General features: G+C 67.7%; 14 protein-coding genes, 1 pseudogene and 3 riboswitches. Of the genes and pseudogenes, 7 read left to right on the forward strand and 8 right to left on the reverse strand.

All coding sequences use genetic code 11. The annotated features are described in order from the left end of the window. Positions 1–58: 58 nt before the first annotated feature. Both RCP37_RS16610 and RCP37_RS16615 read right to left on the reverse strand, forming a co-directional pair. Positions 59–1,795 carry a PPE family protein gene (locus RCP37_RS16610; protein WP_308484116.1) on the reverse strand — a complete coding sequence of 579 codons (1,737 nt, stop codon included), beginning with the start codon at positions 1,793–1,795 and terminating at the stop codon, positions 59–61. Positions 1,796–1,870: 75 nt separating this feature from the next. Further along, positions 1,871–2,053: riboswitch (cobalamin riboswitch) on the reverse strand. A 21-nt stretch (positions 2,054–2,074) separates the two neighbouring features. Then, positions 2,075–3,391, reverse strand: coding sequence for an aminotransferase class I/II-fold pyridoxal phosphate-dependent enzyme (locus tag RCP37_RS16615; RefSeq protein ID WP_308484117.1), 1,317 nt, complete (start codon positions 3,389–3,391; stop codon positions 2,075–2,077). Between the two features lie 40 nt (positions 3,392–3,431). On the opposite strand from RCP37_RS16615, the gene RCP37_RS16620 reads away from it, so the two are divergent. Further along, positions 3,432–4,088: a pyridoxamine 5'-phosphate oxidase family protein gene (locus RCP37_RS16620; protein WP_308484118.1), complete on the forward strand. Its 657-nt coding sequence runs from the start codon at positions 3,432–3,434 to the stop codon at positions 4,086–4,088. On the opposite strand, the pseudogene RCP37_RS16625 reads toward RCP37_RS16620, so the two are convergent. Continuing rightward, a pseudogene (locus tag RCP37_RS16625) lies at positions 4,070–5,670 on the reverse strand (PPE domain-containing protein). The gene RCP37_RS16620 and the pseudogene RCP37_RS16625 sit on opposite strands and share 19 nt — an antisense overlap. A gap of 30 nt (positions 5,671–5,700) precedes the next feature. Then, positions 5,701–5,902, reverse strand: a riboswitch (cobalamin riboswitch). A gap of 32 nt (positions 5,903–5,934) precedes the next feature. On the opposite strand from RCP37_RS16625, the gene RCP37_RS16630 reads away from it, so the two are divergent. After that, positions 5,935–7,602, forward strand: a complete 1,668-nt coding sequence (locus tag RCP37_RS16630; protein WP_308484119.1) for a glycosyltransferase — start codon at positions 5,935–5,937, stop codon at positions 7,600–7,602. A 27-nt stretch (positions 7,603–7,629) separates the two neighbouring features. Here RCP37_RS16630 and RCP37_RS16635 read toward each other — a convergent pair whose 3' ends face one another. Beyond that, positions 7,630–9,864, reverse strand: coding sequence for an NADP-dependent isocitrate dehydrogenase (locus RCP37_RS16635; protein WP_308484120.1), 2,235 nt, complete (start codon positions 9,862–9,864; stop codon positions 7,630–7,632). A gap of 154 nt (positions 9,865–10,018) precedes the next feature. Then, positions 10,019–10,138, forward strand: a riboswitch (SAM riboswitch). A gap of 142 nt (positions 10,139–10,280) precedes the next feature. Here RCP37_RS16635 and RCP37_RS16640 point away from each other — a divergent pair. From RCP37_RS16640 to RCP37_RS16655, 4 genes are all read left to right on the forward strand, one after another. After that, positions 10,281–11,621, forward strand: a complete 1,341-nt coding sequence (locus tag RCP37_RS16640) for a bifunctional o-acetylhomoserine/o-acetylserine sulfhydrylase (protein ID WP_308484121.1) — start codon at positions 10,281–10,283, stop codon at positions 11,619–11,621. An 11-nt stretch (positions 11,622–11,632) separates the two neighbouring features. Continuing rightward, entirely contained in the window at positions 11,633–12,772 is a 1,140-nt protein-coding gene (metX, locus tag RCP37_RS16645) for a homoserine O-acetyltransferase MetX (protein WP_308484122.1), read from the forward strand. Beyond that, positions 12,769–13,521, forward strand: a complete 753-nt coding sequence (locus RCP37_RS16650; protein ID WP_308484123.1) for a class I SAM-dependent methyltransferase — start codon at positions 12,769–12,771, stop codon at positions 13,519–13,521. Before metX ends, RCP37_RS16650 begins: the two co-directional genes overlap by 4 nt. A 115-nt stretch (positions 13,522–13,636) precedes the next feature. Beyond that, a complete protein-coding gene (locus tag RCP37_RS16655) occupies positions 13,637–14,500 on the forward strand; it encodes a cyclopropane mycolic acid synthase family methyltransferase (RefSeq protein WP_308484124.1) in 864 nt (287 codons plus the stop codon). A 36-nt stretch (positions 14,501–14,536) separates the two neighbouring features. Here RCP37_RS16655 and RCP37_RS16660 read toward each other — a convergent pair whose 3' ends face one another. Next, positions 14,537–16,039 carry a PE-PPE domain-containing protein gene (locus tag RCP37_RS16660; RefSeq protein WP_308484125.1) on the reverse strand — a complete coding sequence of 501 codons (1,503 nt, stop codon included), beginning with the start codon at positions 16,037–16,039 and terminating at the stop codon, positions 14,537–14,539. Positions 16,040–16,284: 245 nt separating this feature from the next. Continuing rightward, complete coding sequence (locus tag RCP37_RS16665) at positions 16,285–18,453, reverse strand: cellulase family glycosylhydrolase (protein WP_308484126.1); 2,169 nt, start codon at positions 18,451–18,453, stop codon at positions 16,285–16,287. 250 nt (positions 18,454–18,703) lie between these two features. On the opposite strand from RCP37_RS16665, the gene RCP37_RS16670 reads away from it, so the two are divergent. Then, entirely contained in the window at positions 18,704–19,141 is a 438-nt protein-coding gene (locus RCP37_RS16670) for a DUF732 domain-containing protein (RefSeq protein WP_308484127.1), read from the forward strand. Here RCP37_RS16670 and RCP37_RS16675 read toward each other — a convergent pair. Together RCP37_RS16675 and RCP37_RS16680 are read right to left on the reverse strand one after the other, a co-directional pair. Then, positions 19,138–20,037 carry a cyclopropane mycolic acid synthase family methyltransferase gene (locus RCP37_RS16675; RefSeq protein ID WP_308484128.1) on the reverse strand — a complete coding sequence of 300 codons (900 nt, stop codon included), beginning with the start codon at positions 20,035–20,037 and terminating at the stop codon, positions 19,138–19,140. The genes RCP37_RS16670 and RCP37_RS16675 overlap by 4 nt on opposite strands. 8 nt (positions 20,038–20,045) lie before the next feature. Continuing rightward, positions 20,046–20,909: a cyclopropane mycolic acid synthase family methyltransferase gene (locus tag RCP37_RS16680; RefSeq protein ID WP_308484129.1), complete on the reverse strand. Its 864-nt coding sequence runs from the start codon at positions 20,907–20,909 to the stop codon at positions 20,046–20,048. Positions 20,910–20,924: the final 15 nt, after the last annotated feature.

The raw sequence follows: 20,924 nt of genomic DNA on the forward strand, positions 1-20,924 counted from the left end.
GGCTGTGCACGGAGGGGCGGGAACAGCCCTGGCCGCAATTTCAACACAGCCGGTCCGGCTAGTCCGGCTCTGCCGGCCAGGTGTTGGGCATCATCGGGCTGATCGCCCCACCGCCGAACCCGTTGTCGGCCAGGGCGGTCAGCCCGCTCGGCCGTGCGCTGGCCACCCGGCGGGTCCCACCGGCGAAGCCCTGCGAGCCGGCACCACTACTCGAGGCGACCGTCCCGGCAAGTTCCATCGGCTCCGGCTCCAAGTCCATGTACTCGTAGCCGCGACCGCGCATGCCGGCCTTGGCACGGCGCCGACGTCGCTGCGGGGCCGTCTGTTCCGCCGACTCCTCCGCGGGAACCTCCGCGCTGTCCGGTTTCGGCGCCGCCTTCTTGCGCGTGCTGGTGCCCGATCCCCGACGAGCGCCCATATCCAGGCCCCCGACCATGTACATGTAGGCCGGCATCGTGACCGATGGTGGTCCGGCCGGAGTCGGCGGCGGCGCACCGGGCGGCGGCGGGGCGGCTGCTGCCGGTGCGGGCGCCGGGGCGGGTGCGGGAGCCGGAGCAGGCGCCGGCGCGGGAGCCGGAGCCGGCGGCTGGGCCATCACCAGCCCGGGTGGCGGGGCGGGCGGGGGCGGCACCGCAGGGACCGTCGCAAAGTGGTGCGCCAAGCCTCCGATACCCAGACCCCCGATCACCCCTACCGGAGCCAACACACCCGTGGCGGCGAGCGCCGGCAACAGCGCCGGCAGCAGAACCGTCTGGGTGAGCAGGTAATTGAGCGCCTGAATGGTGTTGCCGATCGTCGAGGTGACGATCTCGACCATCGCCATCGGAATGACGAGCGCCAGGCCCTGCGGGTTGAACAGCGCGGTGTACATGATGGCGATCAGGTCGTCGATGATGACGATGCTGGTGAAGGCGAAGTACGAACCCGGGTCCAACGGCACCGAGAAGATGTATGCCAAGTTCCCCGGGTTGAAGAAGCTCAGCGGGTTGCCGGTCCAGCCCAGCCACGACCCGGGGACCCCCCACGGCGGCAGCAACGACGACCCGTTCTGCAGGCTGGCGAAGAATTCGGCGAGCGGATCCGCAAGACCGGTGAAGCCGATCTTGTTGAAGAACTCCTGCAATTCGGCATACAGCGGGTACTGGCTGCTGTCGGGGTAGGGCGGATGCGGGACCAGGCTTTCGAGCCATTTGGCGAAGTCCAGAAACCACTGCGGTGGCTGCGGCGCGGTGTCGGCCGCGCTGCCGGGAGTCTTGAGCACCACCGGCGCCGGTTCGGTCTGAGCTGCCGCCGCGGTCGCCACCGCCGCGCCGGCCACGGCCTGGTAGACGGTCATCACGGTGGCGGCCTGCGCCCACATCCGCGCGTAGTCGGCCTCGTTCAGCGCGATCGGAATCGTGTTGACACCAAAGAAGTTTGTGCCCACCAGCACCGCGTGGGTGACATGGTTGGCGACCAACTCGGCCATGGTCGGCATCGCCGCCAACGCGGCGGTGTAACCGGCGGCCGCTGTCTCCTGTTGCGCCGCCGTGGCGGCACTGTTGGTGACGGCGCGCAGCAGCCAGGCCAGATACGGGGCATTGGCGGTCACGAACGCCTCGGCGGACGGGCCCTGCCATGCCCCGGCCTGCACTGCGCCCAGCACCGCCGTCAACTCGTCGGCGATCGCGGCGTATTCAGTGCTCAGCGCGCTCCACGCAGCGGCCGATGACAATAATGGACCAGCCCCGGGGCCGGCCGACAGTGACGTTGAATGTACTTCTGGCGGAGAGGCCATCCAGATCGGTGCAGTCATCGCACACCGCCGGATGCCACCCGAAAAGGGCGCAACATTGGGGTTTGTCAGCTCTCTCGGGGTACACCGCCCCGGGTCGCAGGATGCGACGATGTGAGTGTCCTGACTCTCGGATCAACGCTCGCCTCGCCTTCCAGCTCCATCAGAGCCGTGGCAGTTGAGGGTCGCTCCCCGATCACAGTGGCGGGACCGTGCCGGATTCACACCGGCTTCCTGCACCATCGTTGCCGTACCGGGGCATTATCGCACGCTGCGGCCCGCAACGCCCGTAAAGCGCGACTACACGCTGGCCCGGCCGGGGCCGCGCACCGCAGCGGCGACCGCATCGGCCAGCGCGTCGACGTCGGCGGGCGCCAGCTCGGCGATGGTGACCCGTAGGCCCGGAGTGGCCCGAATCCGGAACCGCGCCCCCGGGGCCGCGGCCCAGCCTGCGGCGAACAACGCCGTCATCGCCACCGCCTCGTCTGACACCGGAATCCACACATTGAGCCCGGACCGACCGTGCGCGATCACGCCCCGGTCGGCCAGCGCCGCGCACAGCCCGGCGCGGGCCGCCCGGTAGGCGGCTTCGGCCTCGGCCACCCGCCGCGCCGCCGCATCGTCGCGCCACAGTTCGACGGCCAGGTTCTGCAGCAGGTGGCTGACCCAGCCCGGCCCCAACCGCTGGCGGCCCTGCACCCGTTCGACGGTGCGCTGGTCACCGGCCAGCACCGCCAGCCGCAGATCCGGGCCATACGCCTTGGCCGCTGACCGAATGAACGCCCAGTGCCGGGTCACGCCTGCCAGCGGGTGCAGGGGCACCCCGGCGATCGCCGCACCGTGGTCGTCTTCGACCAGCAGCACCTCCGAATCTGCCAGCAATGCCCGCAGTGCATCCGCTCGCTCCGCCGAAACGGCTGCGCCGGTTGGGTTTTGAGCGCGGCTGGTCACCACCACCGCGCGCACCCCGTGTTGCAGCGCGCGGGCCAGGTCGGCGGGCAGCGGACCGTCGTCGTCGACTCCGACCGGCTCCGGGGTCAGCCCCAGCGCGCCGAGCAGATCAAGCAGGTTGGGCCACCCCGGATCTTCGACGGCCACCCGGTCACCGGGCCGCAAGTGGGCGCAGAGCACCCGCTCGATTCCGTCCAGGGCTCCGGAGGTGACCGCCAGCTGGTCGGCCGGTACACCGTCGGCGGCCAGCTCGGCCGCGGCATGCTCGGCCAGCGCCGACGCGATGGGCGGATGCCCGTAAAGCACGACCGGCCCGGGGTACGCCGGCATCGCGGCGATAACGGGCAGCAGCGCCGGGTTGGGGTTTCCGGTGGACAGGTCCCGCACGTCCGGCGGCACGGCCAACCCGCGCAGCGAACGCGGTGTGGTCGCCGGCCGATCACGCACCCGGGTGCCACGGCGGCCGGAGCTTTCGACCGCGCCGCGGTCGCGCAACAACCGGTAGGCAGCGGCGACGGTGTTCGGGTTCACGCCGAGCTGCTGGGCCAGCCCGCGGATCGGCGGCAGCGCGGCCCCGGGAGCCAACGCGCCTTGCGCGATGCCCTCCTCGACGCTGGCCGCGATGGCCTCGGCTCCCCCGCCGGTAATGCTGTATTGTACTGGCACATCTCCTATATTGCACTAGTACATTAATGGAGGCAACCCCGTGTCCTACGCACCGACACCCCAAACCACCCCCACTCGGTATCGGGAACGGGCCCGCTACGACCGCGACATCGTGCACCGCATCCTGGACGAGGCGCTGATCTGTCACCTGGGGTACGCCCGCGACGGCCATCCGGTGGTGCTGCCGACCACGCACGCCCGGGTCGACGAGACGCTGTACCTGCACGGCTCCACCGGCAGCGGCCCGGTGCTGGCCGCCGGCCCCGCGGGGCTGCCGGTCTGCGTCACCGCCACGTTGGTCGACGGGCTGGTGCTGGCCCGCTCGGCGCTGCACCATTCGATGGCCTACCGCTCGGTGGTCGTCATCGGTGCCGCCCGCCTCGTCGATGACGAGGCCGAGAAACGGCTCGGGCTGAACACACTGCTCGATCACGTCGCACCCGGCCGGGCCGCCGACGCCCGGCCACCCAACCGCCGGGAACTGGCGGCCACGGCAGTGCTGGCGCTCGATCTGGTGAAGGTGTCGGCCTCGGTGCGCGACGGCGGGCCCAACGACGAACCCGAGGACGTCGCGTTGCCGCACTGGGCGGGCGTGGTTCCGCTGCGGATGGTCGCCGGACGCCCGGAGCCGGCCGCCGACCTCGACCCGGCCATCGCGCTGCCGTCGTACCTGGAGTCTTACCGCAGACCGCGCTGACGCTCCGGCATCCAGGTGCCCGGCGTCATGGGCGTGGTGGCACCGCCACCGAAGGCGTCGGCGGCCAGGGCGGTGAGTCCGCTCGGCTCGACGGCGTCCGCGGCGTCCGCGGCGTCTTCCAGGTCCATGTATTCATAGCCGCGGCCGAGCATGTCGGCCTTCGCGCGCCGTCGCCGGCGGGCCTTGACCTTCTCCTCGGCGACCACGGCCTCCGCGGGCGCCGCGGCGGCGTCGGGTTCGGGGGCCTTGCGTCGGCGCGCGCTGGTGCCCGCGGCCCGGCGGGCCTGCTGGCTCGCGCCGGCGACCAGATACATCGCGGCCAGACTGTCGCCCGGGGCCAGCGGCGGCGCGGGCGGCGGAGGGGGCGCCGGCGGAGCTGCGGGCGGCGCCGGCGCAAGAGCGGGCGCCGCAGCGGGGGCGGGGCCGGGGCGGGAACCGGCGGCGTGGGAGCGACCGTCAGGCCGGCGAACGGCGGGGGCATGATCGGAACCACCGGAACCGGAACCGCATGCAGCGCGGCCAGGCCGGACAACCCCGCCAATCCGGCCAACGGTGCCGCGGCCAGTGGCGCCAATGCGGCGGTCAGCATCGGCAGCACAACCGGAATCAGCACCAGAGCCTGCTCCAGCAACGTCTTGAGCAGCGCGACCACGTCGGTGATGATCGTGCCGACCGCTTCCACCGCGGCGAACATCAACGTGAACGCAATGGTGCTGGGGTTACCGGAGGCGAACGCCGCCGCGATGTCGGCGCCGATGAATGCGAACGTCTGCGATAGGTAAGCGGCGAACGAGCCGAAGTCCATCGGATAGCCGATCGCGAACGCGAGGTTATAGGGACTCAGAAAGCTCAGCGGGTTGCCCAGGACCGGCAGCCAGGGATCGAACCCGCCGAATAGCGACTGGAAGAACGGGTTGCTGGCCAGCTCATCGATCATCGGCTGCAGCACATTGTTGTAGAAGTCGATGTAGCCGCTGTTCTGCAGCCATTCCATGATCTCGTTCTGGCGATCCGGCGGCAGCTGCGGCTGGCTGGCATCCGCTGCTTTGGCGATCTGTGGCGCTGCCGACGTCTGCGGGCTCGACGCCACCGCGGTGCCCGAGACGGCCTGATAGGTGGCCATCACGGTCGCGGCCTGCAGCCACATCCGGCCGTAGTCGGCCTCATTGAGCGTGATCGGGATGGTGTTGACACCGAAGAAGTTGGTGGCCACCAGCACCGCGTGAGTGGCGTGGTTGGCCGCGAGCTCACCCAGCGTCGGCATCGCGGCCAGTGCGGTGCTGTAGGCGGTGGCCGCAGCCTGCTGGGCGGTGGCGGTCAGGGCACTGGCGACGCCGGCCTGGATCAGCCACGCCAGATACGGCAGATTCGCCGCCACATACGCTTCGGCGCTGGGCCCCTGCCACGCCCCGGCCTGCACTGCCCCCAGCAGCGCCGTCAACTCGTCGGCGACCGTGCTGTATTCGGCGCTCAGCGTGCTCCATGCGGCTGCCGACGCCAACAGCGGACCAGCCCCAGGGCCCGCCGACAGCAATGTCGAGTGGACTTCGGGTGGAGACGCGATCCAGATCGGCGCGGTCACGGTCGTCAGCTCTCTCGGGTTACCCGCCCCGAATCGGAGGTTGCGATGACGTGAGTGTCTGGCTCTCGGGTGAGGTCACTCCCCCGATGACAGTGGCGGGACCGCTCCGGAATTGAAGCGGCGGTCCCAGCTTCGCTGAACCGCCGGTTTCACACCGGATTCCTACATCGTCATCGCCTTACCAGCGAATTGTCGCACGCCAGGCGCCCTGACCACCGCCGACTACGAAATCCAGCTCGCCGGGCACCAGGTAATCTGCCGACCGTGTCCGATCCGGCAAACACCCGCTCCGCGATCTGCCTCAACATGATCGTCCGGGACGAGGCCCACATCATTGCGGAGGTGCTGGACGCCACCGCGCCCTACATCAGTTCGTGGGTGATCGTCGACACCGGCTCGCAGGACGGAACCCAGCAGCTGATCCGCGACCACATGGCGGCCCTGGGCATTCCCGGCGAGCTGTATGAGCGGCCCTGGCGCAACTTCGGGCACAACCGCACCGAGGCGCTGACTCTGGCCCAGGGCCACGGCGACTACATCTGGGTGATCGACGCCGACGACACGATCCACGGCACACCCGATTTCACCGGTCTGGACGCCGACATCTACGACATGCGCATCCTTGAGAACGGTGTCACCGGCTGGCGCCCCCAGGTGTTCCGCGACGGGTTGCCGGCGCGCTACATCGGGGTGGTCCACGAGCACGTGGTCTGCGACGAAGACCACCTCAACACCCGCCTGGAGGGCGACTACGCCATCGAATCTCGGCGCCTCGGCGCCCGAAACCTGGATCCGCTCAAGTACGCCCGCGACCGGGATCTACTGCTGGCCGCGGTCGAGCGCGACTCCGAGGACGCACGGTCGGTCTTCTATCTGGCGCAGACCTACTTCGACTTGGATGATTTCGCCGCCGCGCGCACGTGGTACGAACGGCGCACTGAGATGGGCGGTTTCGACGAAGAGGTGTACTACGCGCTGCACCGCAAAGCCGGCGCCATGGAAGTACTCGGGGAACCGTGGCCGGAAGTGCAGGCCGCCTACCTGCGGGCCTGGGAGTTTCGACCGTCGCGTGCCGAGCCGCTGTATTGCATCGCGTTCGCGTACCGCTCCGCGGGACGGTACGAGCTCGGCTACCTGTTCGCCAAGCTGGCCACTGAAATCCCGATCCCCGACGACCAGCTCTTTGTCGATGCGGGGGTCTACAACCTGCGCGCGATCGACGAGCGTGCGGTGTGCGCGTCGCAGCTCGGCAAGCACGACGAAGCGTTCGCGCTGTGCCGAGGCCTGCTGACCGGCGCCGACGTCCCCGATGAGGAACGGCAACGCATCGCTTCCAATCGCGACTTCTCGGTTCCGGCCATGCTCGACGCCGCATCGCCGTACCCGGAAGCGCTGGCCCACAGCCTGATTGCCGGCCCATCCGACGCCGAGGTGACGGTCAGCCTGCGCACCGGACTCGACCGAGCCAGCACCGAGCAGACCCTGAACTCGTTCCTGAACTGCTGCCTGGACGTGACACACATCGGACGCTTCCTGGCGATCGACACCGGCCTGTCAGCGCAAGATCGGGCCCTGCTGACCGAGCGCTATCCGTTTCTGGAGTTCGCCGATCCCGGCACCGCGATCGGCGGGCGCTACGAGTTACGGCTGGACACGGGCTGGCGGTTCTTTGCCCCGGACAACCTCATCACCCGCTTGACCGGCGTTTTGCAGGCCGAACCGCAGGTGTTCGCGGTGGGGATCAACTTCACCGACGCGGTGAAGCTGACCGGCAGTTGCGCCGCCGAGGACGCCGTGCGCCGCACCCCCGACGCCGGCCGCTACCTGCTGACCGAGACCGCTGCCACCGGCCCGGCGATGTTCGATACCGCGCGACTGGGTCGCGTCGACGGCACCGCCACTCTCGACGAAGTGCTCTGCGTCCTGGAGTGAGTCAACAGGTAGATCGGCCGCTCGCCGTCAGTCCTTCGCGTCGATCGCGGCGTTCAGCGTCGGGCTGGGCCGCATGACCGCCGAGGTCAGGTCGTGGTCCGGCGCGTAGTAGCCGCCGATGTCCACCGCCTGGCCCTGCACGACGTTGAGCTCGTTCAGGATGACGTCCTCGTTCTTGGCCAGCGTGTTCGCCAGTGCCGCGAAGTGCTTGGCCAGCTCGGCGTCCTGCGTCTGCGCGGCGAGCTCCTGCGCCCAGTGCTTGGCCAGGTAGTACTGGCTGCCGCGGTTGTCGAGTTCACCGGTCTTGCGCGACGGGCTCTGGTTGGCGTCCAGCAGCTTGCCGATCGCAGAGTCCAGCGTCTCGCCCAAGATCTTGGCGCGCACATTGCCGGTCTTGGCACCCAGGTCGTCGAAGCTGGCACCCAGCGCCAGGAACTCACCGAGCGAGTCCCAGCGCAGGTGGTTCTCCTCCACCAGCTGCTTGACGTGCTTGGGGGCCGAACCGCCCGCGCCCGTCTCGTACATGCCGCCCCCGGCCATCAGCGGCACGATCGACAGCATCTTGGCGCTGGTGCCCAGCTCCAGGATCGGGAACAGGTCCGTGAGGTAGTCGCGCAAGATGTTGCCGGTGGCGGCGATGGTGTCCTGGCCGCGGATCAGTCGCTCCAGGGTGTACCGCATCGCCCACACCTGCGGCATGATCTGGATCTCCAGGCCTTCGGTGTCGTAGTCCAACAGGTAGGCCTTGACCTTCTTGCGCAGCTCGGCCTCGTGCGGACGCTCGGTGTCGAGCCAGAACACCACGGTCATGCCCGACGCCCGTGCCCGCTGGACGGCCAGCTTCACCCAGTCCCTGATGGCGGCGTCGGTGACCGTGCAGAGCCGCCAGATATCGCCGGCCTCCACGTTCTGGGTCAGCAGCACCTCACCGGTAGCCAGGTCCACGATGTCGGCGACGCCGGCCTCGGGGACCTCGAAGGTCTTGTCGTGGCTGCCGTACTCCTCGGCCTTCTGCGCCATCAGCCCGACGTTGGGGACGGTGCCCATGGTGGCCGGGTCGAACTGCCCGTGGGTCTTGCAGAAGTTGATGATCTCCTGGTAGATCCGGGCGAAGGTCGACTCCGGGTTGACCGCCTTGGTGTCCTTGGTCCGTCCATCGGCGCCGTACATCTTCCCGCCGGCCCGGATCATCGCCGGCATCGAGGCGTCCACGATCACATCCGACGGCGAGTGGAAGTTGGTGATGCCGTGCGCCGAATCCACCATCGCCAGCTCCGGCCGGTGCTCCCGACAGGCGTGCAGGTCCTCGATGATCTCGTCGCGCTGGGAGGCCGGCAGCGTCTCGATCTTGCTGTACAGGTCGACCATGCCGTTGTTGACGTTGACGCCCAAGTCGTCGAAGAGCTTCTGGTGCTTGGCGAATGCGTCCTTGTAGAACACCTTGATGGCGTGGCCGAACACGATCGGGTGGCTGACCTTCATCATGGTCGCCTTGACGTGCAGGGAGAACATCACGCCGGTCTTGCGGGCGTCCTCCATCTGCTCCTCGTAGAACTCGCGCAGCGCCGCCACGCTCATGAACATGGAGTCGATGACCGTGCCGGCCAGCAGCGACACCTTCTCCTTGAGCACAATCGTGTTGCCGCTCTTGGTCGTCAGCTGCATCTTGACGTCGCGGTCGCGGTCCAGCGTCATCGACTTCTCACCGTGGTAGAAGTCGCCGTGCTTCATGGTCGCCACGTGAGTGCGCGAGGCCTGTGACCACTCGCCCATGCTGTGCGGGTGCTTGCGCGCGTACTCCTTGACCGCCTTGGGCGCACGACGGTCCGAGTTGCCTTCCCGCAGGACCGGGTTCACCGCAGAGCCCAGACACTTGGCGTAGCGGTCGTGAACGTCTCGCTCCTGCTCGGACTTGGGGTCCTCGGGGTAGTCCGGCAGCTTGAAGCCCTTGCCCTGCAACTCCTTGATGGCGGAGACCAGCTGCGGCACCGAGGCGCTGATGTTGGGCAGCTTGATGATGGTGGTGTCCGGCAGCTGAGTCAGTCGGCCGAGCTCGGCCAGGTTGTCCGGCACCCGCTGCTCGTCGGTCAGGCAGTCTGGGAATGCGGCCAGGATGCGGGCTGCAAGCGAGATGTCGCTGGCTTGGACGTCGATACCCGCGGGCCCGGTGAAGGCCTGCACGATCGGCAGGAACGAGTACGTCGCCAACAGCGGCGCCTCGTCAGTCAGCGTGTAGATGATGGTCGGCTGGTCGGCGCACATGGCTGTTCTCCCGGCGTCAGGTTCGTTGTGTTCGATTGTCCCGCGTTGTACACGGCGGCATCAGTATCGCGTACCGCCAAATTGCGTCCACCGTGGCGTCCACCGCCGGTGAGCAGGTGGCGACACCTATGTGAGATGCGATAGGCTGCGTGACGGTCATGAGTGCCAGCGCGAAGCCCCGGCTTGCTGGCCGGCAACCCTCCAACCGCGGTGGGGTGCCCCGGGTGATGACCGGGTTGAGTAGCCACTATCGGCTACGCGGCAAGCGCGGGTCCGCCACAACGGGCCCCCCGAGTAGACAGGGGAACCTGATGCGTGCCTCCTTGCGCCCGCTCACCCGTTGCTGTTGTCGCTGAACCCAGGCCTAATCCGCTCTCGTCACCCAGCGACAACACTCCCGAGGAATTCATTCAGCAATGACCGCCGACAACAACACCGACCCCAGTTCGCACTGGTCGTTCGAGACCAAGCAGGTCCACGCCGGGCAGGTTCCCGACGCGGCCACCAACGCCCGCGCGCTGCCGATCTACCAGACCACCTCCTACACGTTCGACAACACCGATCACGCCGCCAAGCTGTTCGGCCTGGAGGTCCCGGGCAACATCTACACCCGGATCATGAACCCGACCAATGACGTCGTCGAGCAGCGCATCGCCGCGCTCGAGGGCGGGGTCGCGGCGCTGCTGGTGGCCTCCGGGTCCGCCGCGGCGACCTTCGCGATCCTCAATCTCGCCGGCGCCGGCGACCACATCGTCTCCAGCCCGCGGCTCTACGGCGGCACCTACAACCTGTTCCACTACTCGCTGACCAAACTGGGCATCGAGACCACCTTTGTCGAGGACCCCGATGACCTGGAGTCCTGGCGGGCGGCGGTGCGGCCCAACACCAAAGCCTTCTTCGCCGAGACCATCTCCAACCCGAAGATCGACGTACTCGACATCCCAGGTGTGTCGGGCGTGGCCCACGACAACGGCGTGCCGCTGATCGTCGACAACACCGTGGCGACCCCCTACCTGATCCAGCCGCTGGCCCACGGCGCCGACATCGTGGTGCACTCGGCCACCAAGTACTTGGGCGGACACGGCGCAGCGATCGCGGGCGTGATCGTCGACGGTGGGACCTTCGACTGGACGCAGGGCCGCCACCCCGGTTTCACCACACCCGACCCGAGCTACCACGGCGCGGTCTTCGCCGATCTGGGAGCGCCCGCGTTCGCACTCAAGGCCCGCGTGCAACTGCTGCGCGACCTGGGCTCTGCGATCTCGCCGTTCAATGCCTTCCTGATCGCCCAGGGCCTGGAGACGCTGAGCCTTCGGGTGGAGCGCCACGTCGCCAACGCCCAGCGGGTCGCGGAGTTCCTGGAAGCCCGCGACGACGTGCTGAGCGTCAACTACGCCGGGCTGGCCAGCTCGCCGTGGCACGCACGGGCCCAGCAGCTGGCACCGAAGGGTGTCGGCGGTGTGCTCTCGTTCGAGCTCCCCGGCGGCATCGAGGCCGGCAAGGCGTTCGTCGACGCACTGAAGCTGCACAGCCACGTCGCCAACATCGGTGACGTGCGTTCGCTGGTGATCCACCCGGCGTCGACGACGCACGGCCAGCTCAGCGCCGAAGAACAGCTGGCCAGCGGTGTCACCCCGGGCCTGGTTCGCCTGGCGGTCGGCATCGAGGGCATCGAAGACATCCTGGCGGACCTGGAGCTCGGCTTCGCCGCGGCCTCGGCACAGCTCGGCGACTCGCCGGCGCTGGCGGCCCGTTGAGGCGGTCCCCGGTGACGATCTCCGACGTGTCCAGGCAGCTACTGCCCGCCGAGGGAGAGACCGGCGTGGTCGCCATCGGATCGCTGACGCTGCAGAGCGGCGCGGTGCTCGATGACGTCCACATCGCCGTGCAGCGCTGGGGCGAGCTGTCGCCCCAGCGTGACAACGTCGTCATGGTGCTGCATGCACTGACCGGGGATTCCCATGTCACCGGGCCCGCCGGGCCGGGCCATCCCACCCCGGGCTGGTGGGACGGGGTGATTGGCCCCGGCGCTCCGATCGACACCGACCGCTGGTGCGCGGTGGCCACCAATGTGCTGGGCGGTTGCCGTGGGTCGACCGGTCCGGGATCGCTGGCTCGCGACGGGAAGCCTTGGGGCTCAAAGTTTCCCGCCATCACGATTCGCGACCAGGTCGAGGCCGACATCGCCGCGCTGGCCGCGCTGGGCATCACCGAGGTGGCCGCCGTGCTGGGCGGTTCGATGGGTGGCGCCCGCGGGCTGGAGTGGATGGTGGGTCACCCGGACCAGGTGGGCGCGGGCCTGCTGCTGGCCGTCGGGGCTCGGGCCACCGCCGACCAGATCGGCACGCAGAGCACCCAGATCGCGGCCATCAAGGCCGACCCGAACTGGCAGGGCGGCGACTACCACGGCACCGGCCGCAGCCCCGAAGCCGGCTTGGCGATCGCCCGGCGCATCGCGCATCTGACCTACCGCGGCGAGGCCGAGCTGGACCTGCGATTCGCCAATGCAGCCCAGGACGGGGAAGACCCGGCCGACGGCGGGCGCTACGCGGTGCAGAGCTACCTGGAACATCAGGGCGACAAGCTGGTCTCACGGTTCGACGCGGGCAGCTACGTGACCCTGAGCGACTCGCTGTCCAGCTACGACGTGGGCGCGGGACGCGGCGGGGTGGCCGCGGCGTTGCGCGCCTGCCCGGTTCCCGCGGTGGTCGCCGGAATCGCCTCGGACCGGCTGTACCCGCTGCGGTTGCAGGCCGAGCTGGCCGAGCTGCTCCCCGGCTGCGACGGACTGCAGGTACTCGACTCCGACTGCGGACATGACGGCTTCCTGCTGGACACCGCCCGAGTCGGCGAGCTGATCCGCCAGACCTTGGACTTGGCGAGCTCGGCCCGGGAACGCCGACGGTGAGCCCGTCCGAGCAGGGCCGCCGCGACCGCTCATTATCGTTCGGGTCGCAGGCCGCCGCCTACGAGCGGGGACGTCCGTCCTATCCCCCGGAGGCGATCGACTGGCTGCTGCCGCCGGGCGCCCGCGACGTCCTGGACCTGGGCGCCGGCACCGGCAAGCTCACCGCGCGGCTGGTGGAGCGCGGCCTGGACGTGGTGGCGGTGGACCCGATCGCCGAAATGCTCGAGGTGCTGGCCAGCGCCCTGCCGGGCACCCCAGCGCTGCTCGGGTCCGCCGAGCAGATCCCGCTGCCCGACAACAGCGTCGACGCGGTGCTGGTGGCCCAGGCCTGGCATTGGTTCGACCCCGCGCGGGCCATCCCCGAGCTGGTGCGGGTGCTGCGGCCCGGCGGCCGGCTGGGGCTGGTGTGGAACACCCGCGACGAACGACTGGGCTGGGTGAAGGAACTCGGCGCGATCATCGGCCGCGAGGACGCCCGCGACGTGGTCGACGCCGGGGTGAGCCTGCCCGCGCCGTTCGGCGACATCGAAAGCCACCAGGTGGAGTGGACCAACTACCTGACGCCGCAGGCCCTGATCGATCTGGTCGCTTCCCGCAGCTACTGCATCACCTCACCGGACGCGGTGCGCACCAAGACACTGGACCAGGTTCGCAACCTGCTGGCCACCCATCCGGCGTTGGTCGGGTCCACCGGGTTGGCGCTGCCCTACATCACGGTGTGCACCCGGGCCACGCTCTCGGATTCCTAGCGCAAGCAGGTGTTTACGCCGGCCGACAGCGGGTATGCCGCCTCGGTCGGCCGGAACCAGGGGGCCCTACGGTTGGCATCTGACATGGCCCCGGCCGTCCGAAGGGCCACCCCACATGACTCACCGTCTGACTCCACATTTCGCTGACGTCCAAGCCCATTACGACCTGTCCGATGACTTCTTTCGACTCTTCCTGGATCCGACCCAGACCTACAGCTGCGCCTACTTCCGGCACTACGACATGACGCTCGAGGAAGCCCAACTCGCCAAAATCGATCTGTCGCTCGGCAAGCTGGGCCTGCGCCCCGGCATGACGCTGCTCGACGTGGGCTGTGGCTGGGGCGCCACCATGCAACGGGCGATCGAACAGTACGACGTCAACGTGGTCGGTCTGACGCTGAGCAAGCACCAGGCCGTCCACGTGCAGTCGATGTTCGCCGCGATGGACTCCCCACGCAGCCGACGAGTGCTGTTGGCCGGTTGGGAAGAGTTCGACGAACCGGTCGACCGGATCGTGTCGATCGGGGCGTTCGAGCACTTCGGCTACGACCGCTACGACGATTTCTTTGCGATGGCCCACCGGGCACTGCCCAGCGACGGGGTGCTGATGCTGCACACCATTTGTGGCCTGTCCCCGCAACAGATGGTCGAGTACGGCATGGCGCTGACGGACGAGCTGGCTGCATTTCAGATATTCCTGATGACCGAGATCTTCCCCGGCGGCGAGCTGCCGTCGGTAGCGCTGGTCAAAGAGCACGCCGTCAAGGCGGGGTTCACGGTGAACCGCATCCAGTCGCTGCAGCAGCACTACGCCATGACCCTCGACCACTGGGCGCAGGCGCTGGAAGCGCACGAGTCTGAGGCCATCGCGCTGCAGTCCGAAGAGGTCTACGAGCGCTACATGCGTTACCTGACTGGCTCCGCCGAGCAGTTCCGGGAAGGCCGCTTCGACGTCAACCAGTTCACCTTGGCCAAATAGCCGCAGCGAAAGCCCTTCTCGCGACGGCGATTCCCGCTACGCGCTGAACAGGTCCGCGAAGTCGTTGGCGATCGACTGGAACGCGCTCATCACGCTCATCAGCTCGAATCCGATGGCCGTGGGGATCAGCCCAGCGTCGGCTGCGATCGGCATTCCGATGGCGTTCGTCAGGGTGGTCAGCAAGTCGTCGCCGTTGCCGAATGCGTTGAAGAACATGCTGATGTCGTAGGCGGGCATGGTGGTCAGCAAGGCGTTGATGATGTCCGCGGTCGGCAGCAGCACCGAATACAGCGTGGCGGCCGCGCCGGAGAAGGTGTTGACGACGTCGAGGAGACTGGGCAGCGCGAAGTCCATCGACGAACCGAGCGCATCGGCCGGGCCCCCGAACGACAGGTGCCCGAGGTCGTAGACGAAGTCGTTGAAGCCATGCTGCGCGCCCTGCCACAGCGAGCTCAGCAGCGTCATGACGTCGATGTCCGGGAGCACGCCGTAGTTCGTGAGCACATTGGCCGGGCCCTGGTCCCAGCCGCCATGGGTCAGCTCGCCGTCGACGTAGGTGTCGACGTTGCCGTAGCCCAGGTCGACCAGGATCCGGGTGACGGGCTCCAGCAGGTCATACAGCGGTTCGCCGATCACCGGGATGCCGAGCAGCGGCTGCAGCAGCGGCAGGATCTCCGTCGGGATCATGTAGTAGTCGGTGTTGAGGGCGGCCGAGGCGCCGTCCGGCAGGGTCAGGGGTCCGTCGTAGTTGGTGGAGCCCAGCAACAGCTGGGCGCTGTCGATGGAGTCGGGCTGGCTGTAGCCGGGGCCGTGTACCAGCGCGATCCCCAGCACGGCGTTGAGCACCGAGAGGAAGTTCAGCGGATAGCGCGGGAAGTCGGCGAATCCGTCATATTCCGCGATGTAGATGTCGGTCGCGTACGGGGTGTCGGGCGTGGCCCCGTAGAAGTCGATGCCCATCGACGGGATGTGCAGCGGGACTTCGGGGATGGCGAAGCGCGACAGCAGGCCGCCGTTGGGGAACATCTCATTGGCGATCAAGACGAACGACAACTGGTCGGGGTCGGGGGCATTGCCGGAGCTGAGCAGGTGGTTCATCTCGATCGAGGAGAGGACGGCGCTCTGCGAGACGCCGTAGACCACCACGTTGTCGCCGGCCTCGATGCGGTCGCGGATGGTCGAGTCGAGCATCCGGACACCCTGGTCGACGGAGGTGTCCAGCGGCAGGCTCTTGACGCCGGTGCCCGGGTACAGCCCTTCGGGGGTGAAGACGCCCTGCATGGTGTAGCCGTCGTAGCCGAGGTGCGAGAGGTATTGGTCGGCCCAGTGGAAGTCCCAGTTGCCTGGGATGGGGGTGCCACTGCCACCCATCACCAGGGCGACGTTGTCGAGCAACGCCACATCGGCGACCACGGTGCGCGCCCCCGCGACCGAGGCCGCCAGTGCCGGCGTGATGACCGGCGAGGCGAGCACCGCGGTGGCGCTGGTCACGGCCACTGCCGCAACTCCCAGGGAGTGGAACGTGGGGCTGACCTTCATGGCGACCTCCGAGAGCAGGGCGTGACAACGCTTGTTGCTTGCAGCACCTTAACGCCTACATGATGAAAACCTGAAGCGACTCTGAATATCTCAAACTTTCTACTGTAGAAATCTCCGGCGAACTGGGCATTTATCCGGCCTAATGCCCATAATCCGACTTATGTTGCTCGCTGTCCGCATACAGAGAGGAAACGCCAAGGTTCGAGCGGCCGGCCCCAGTCCCGCCGCTCCTGCCTCCGGGTGTGTCAGGCCGGCTTCACCTGGACGTCGACGGTGGTGGCACCGGGCTCGGCGGCGATGATCAACACGGAGGACCCCGGCGCGGACACCACGTGCCCGCCGATGACGTCCACCTGGTAGCCGTTCGGGTATTGCAGGGCCGGCACCACGATGCGGGTCTGCGCGTCGGCGGCGAAACCGCCCGAGCCGTCCGCCATCGCAGTGGTGTAGTTGAAGTGGAAGATGCCGCCCGCGAACGACCAGGCGTTGGGCACTCCGGCGATCGCCTGGGGGTACGGCTCGGCCAGCGCTGCCAGCTTGACGGCATCGACATTGTCGCCGACCGGCGGCAGATTGGTGTCGAAGACCAGCGCCTGGCCCTCCGGTGAGCTGCTGGCGACGTCACCGCCGGTATAGGCCCACTCCAGCCAGCCGTACCGGAAGGGATTGGTGTGCGCCAATGTGTTGGCGATGACACCGGCGTTGGCGGTGGCACCGAACTCAGTCATCAGCGCCGGAATGTTGTGTGAGTCGGCATATGTCGCGGCGTTGTTCAACAGGATGTCGAAGTTGAGCCCGCAACCGAAGTCGATCTCGAACACCGAATTCGCCAGGCAGTAGTTGTGGAACGCGAAGATCCCGTGCGGATCGTCCACGGCGCCCAGCGACGTGGGCACCGCCGTGTTGAACAGGAAGGTCGGCTCGAACAACACCGGGGTGTTGGGGTCGACCGAGCGAATCGCCGCGGTCATCTGGTTGTAGAACGGCGTCAAGGTCTGGGCATCGAAGTGCGGGCTGCCCAGCACGCCCGACAGCCACGGCGAGCCCGGCCACGGCTCGTTGATGATGCCGTAGCCGGCCACGCTGGCGTCGTCCTTGAAATAGTCGGCGACGTACTGCCACGATCGCGCGTAGTGGTTGGCCAGACCGATGCCGTCCTCGGCTTTGGCGTTGGACCAGAACGCATCCCAGGCGTGCAGCTGCGCGGGGTTGAACAGATAGGTGCCGATCTGGCCCACGTCGGGGTTGGGCAACCCCCCGGTCAGCACGGCCCATTCCGGCGCGCCGTCGCCGCCGAAGCCGGCGCTGTAGAAGTCCTGGTGGAAGTCCAGGATGCTGTAGATGCCGTGGTCGGACAGGGTTTGCACGGTCTGCTTGATCGCGGCGAGGTAGTCGGGGTCGAACACGCCGGGCTGCGGCTCCACGCCGGCCCAGAGCACCCCTACCCGGACGGCGTTGAAGCCGTTGGCGGCCAGGAACGCGGCGTCATCGTCGCCGAACCCGTCGGCACCCGGGGTGTACGGCGCGATCTTGTAGACCTGGTTGAGCCCGTGCAGGATCACCACCCTGCCGTCGCTGTCGGTGATCCAGGCGCCCGAGGTGGTCAGGCCGGTGTAGGGGCCGCTGTCCGGGGCGCCGGCCAGAGTGCCGAAATGCCCGACCGCACCGTGGATTCCGAACATTCCGGCCGCGCCGCCGGCACCGCCCAGCGCCGGCAGGCTTCCGGCGCCGCCATAGACCCCGTTGCCGGCGTCCCCACCGGCACCGCCGACGCCGATCAACCAGCCACCGGCACCGCCGTCTCCGCCATTGCCGCCGAGACCGCCCTCACCCCCGTCGCCGCCGGTACCGCCGTCTCCGAACATGCCCGCCGCTCCCCCGGCACCGCCGCCACCGCCGGCGGTGTTGTCCCAGCCGGCGCCGCCGTCACCGAATAGCCAGCCCGCGTCACCGCCGTCGGGATGCGCCTCGGTTCCTGCCGTGCCGTCGGCGATCATCGCACCCCAGCCCAGCGTCCTACTGAGGTCGTTGAGTCCGTCCAAGATTGGCGTGGGACCGGTGCTGTGAATCCAGCTTTCGATGCCGGTGTGCAGCGGCGCATAGATGAGCTGCTGCAGCCACGTGGTCGCATCGGCTGCTCCCGCGCTCGGCGCTGCGGACAACCCGGCCAGGACGTCGTTCCAGTGCGCCGGGTCGAAGAATGCGTCCCAGGCCGCCGGGCTCGACAGCGCGGACCAGTCCACGCTGTGGGTCGCCGCATCCACGAACGGTGCCATCAGCTGCTCGAGCACCTCGTCGATCACCTCGGCGCTCGCCGGGACCGGCACAGCCACCGCGGCCGCCAAGGCCGAACCCACTAACGCGCCAACCCCGATCGCCCGACGATTGACTGTGCCGCTGCGACGTCGAGCCATTTGGCGTTGACCTCTCTTGCGCCCCGCAAAACTGAGCGTTGAATGTGTTAACCATGAACGATTCCAGCAACCTAGCGGGCTGAGCCCCGATTTCGGCCCAAAGCCCCGAAATTGCGACATTTGGCCCGGGCGAGACAGTGCCGTAGGCAAACCGTGACCCGGCCGACTCGTCGGTGTTACCGCTTTGATGCAGGATTTCAACAACAACGTTCGGACACCGCTCGGCGCCGAACCAGGATGAGGGGGACGCATGCGAGGCTTCATGAGCAAGGCGGGCGCGGGGGCGGGTTTAGTAGGCCTGATCGCTACCACAGGGTTGGCGGCACCGGCGCAGGCGAGCCCGGTAGACACCTCGTTCCTGTCCGATCTGGCCGGCGCCGGCATACCGGTTGCCGACCCCGGCGCCACGGCTGCTCTGGGCCAATCCGTGTGCCCGATGCTGACCGAGCCCGCCGGCACCGCAGCATCTGTGGCGGCCCCGGTCGCCGGACTGGGCGGCGGACCCAGCATGTCGCCCCAGATGGCGCAGCTGTTCACCGAGATCGCCGTGCAGATCTACTGCCCGCAGATGCTGTCTCAACTGGCCAACGGCCAGCTGCCGGAGCTGCCGCAGATACCGGGAATGTCGGTCGGCATCCCCGGCTTGTCCGGTGGAATCCCCACCATCCCAGCTATTCCCGGGTTCTAGGAGGACGTCGCGGCGCCAGGCTTGAGGTAGCTGACCAGGCTGACGTCGAGGACTTCGTCGATGAAGTAGTACTCGCAGCCGCGCAAGTACTTCAGGTAGCGCTGATACACCTCGTCGGACTGAATCTCGATGGCCGATTCCTTGTTGGCTTCCAACGCGTCGGCCCAGATCTGCAGGGTCTTGATGTAATGCGGCCGCAGCGAAAGCGCTTCGGGAACAGTGAAACCGGCCTTCTGGCCGTGCTCCACCATCATGTCGGTGGTGGGCAGTCGCCCACCGGGAAAGATCTCGGTGAGGATGAACTTGATGAATCGGGCGGTCTCGAACGTCAGCTTCTTGCCGCGCGCGTTCAGATCGTAGGGGTGATAGCTGACGCTGCTCTGGATCGTCATTCGTCCGTCCGCGGGCAGGATGTCGAAACACCGCGCGAAGAAATCGTCGTAGCGCTCGTGCCCGAAATGCTCGAACGCCTCGATCGAAACGATCCGGTCGACCGGCTGATCGAACTCTTCCCACCCGTGCAGCAGTATCCGCCGCTCGCGATCGGTGTCGACGACGTCCAGTAGCCGCTGCGCGTAGACATGCTGGTTCTTCGACAGGGTGAGCCCGATGACGTTGACGTCGTAGCGCTCTAGCGCCCGCTTCATCGTCGAACCCCAGCCGCAGCCGATGTCGAGCAGCGTCATTCCGGGCTGCAGGTCGAGCTTGTCGAGATTGAGGTCGATCTTGGCGATCTGAGCCTGTGCCAGTGACAGCTCCGGCGGCTCGAAATAGGCACAGCTGTAGGTCCGGGTCGGGTCCTGGAACAGCGCGAAGAAGTCATCGGAGAGGTCGTAGTGAGCTTGGACGTCCGCAAAATGCGGCCGTAAGGTCTTGGCGGCCGGAGTATCAGTCATAGCCAGACCTACTTCTGCAACGTGTACTGGTTGACGTCGATATAGCCGGTGCGAAATCCGTTGGCGCACCCGGTCAGGTAATGCATGTAGCGGTCATAGACCTCTTGACCTTGGATCTCGATGGCCTTGTCTTTGTTGCCTTCCAGCGCTGCCGCCCAACAGTCGAGCGTTCTGGCGTAATGGGGCTGCAGCGAATGCCTTCGGGTCAGAGTGAAGCCCGCTCGGGCCGAATGCTCTTCAACCATCTCGATGGTGGGTAGCCGCCCGCCGGGGAAGATCTCGGTGGCAATGAACTTGATGAACCGGGCCATCGCGAAAGTCAGCGGCATGCCCCGGTCGGCCATCTGCGGCAGCGTCAACCCGGAGATGGTGTGTAGCAGCATCACTCCGTCGGGCGGCAGAACGTCGTGGGCCATGGTGAAGAAGTCCTCGTAGCGCTCATGGCCGAAGTGCTCGAAGGCGCCGATGGACACGATCCGATCGACCGGCTCGCCGAAGTTCTCCCAGCCCTCCAGTAGCACCCGCTTGGTGCGCTGGCTGTCCATGCCGGCGAACATCGCCTCCGCGTGGACAGCCTGGTTCTTGCTCAAGGTCAGGCCGATGACGTTGACGTCATGGGCTTCGACAGCGCGCCGCATGGTGGCACCCCAGCCGCACCCGATGTCGAGCAGCGTCATGCCGGGCTGCAGGCCCAGTTTGCCCAGTGCCAAGTCGATCTTGGCGAGCTGGGCTTGTTCGAGCGTCATGTCGTCGCGTTCGAAGTAGGCGCAGCTGTAGGTCTGGCTCGGATCGAGGAAGAGCCGGAAGAAGTCATCGGACAGGTCGTAGTGCGCCTGCACATCTTTGAAATGCGGTGTCAGGTTTTTCGGCATGGCAATGTGCTCTCG

It is taken from the genome of Mycolicibacter sp. MU0102 (assembly GCF_963378105.1).
Taxonomy (GTDB): Bacteria; Actinomycetota; Actinomycetes; order Mycobacteriales; family Mycobacteriaceae; genus Mycobacterium; species Mycobacterium holstebronense.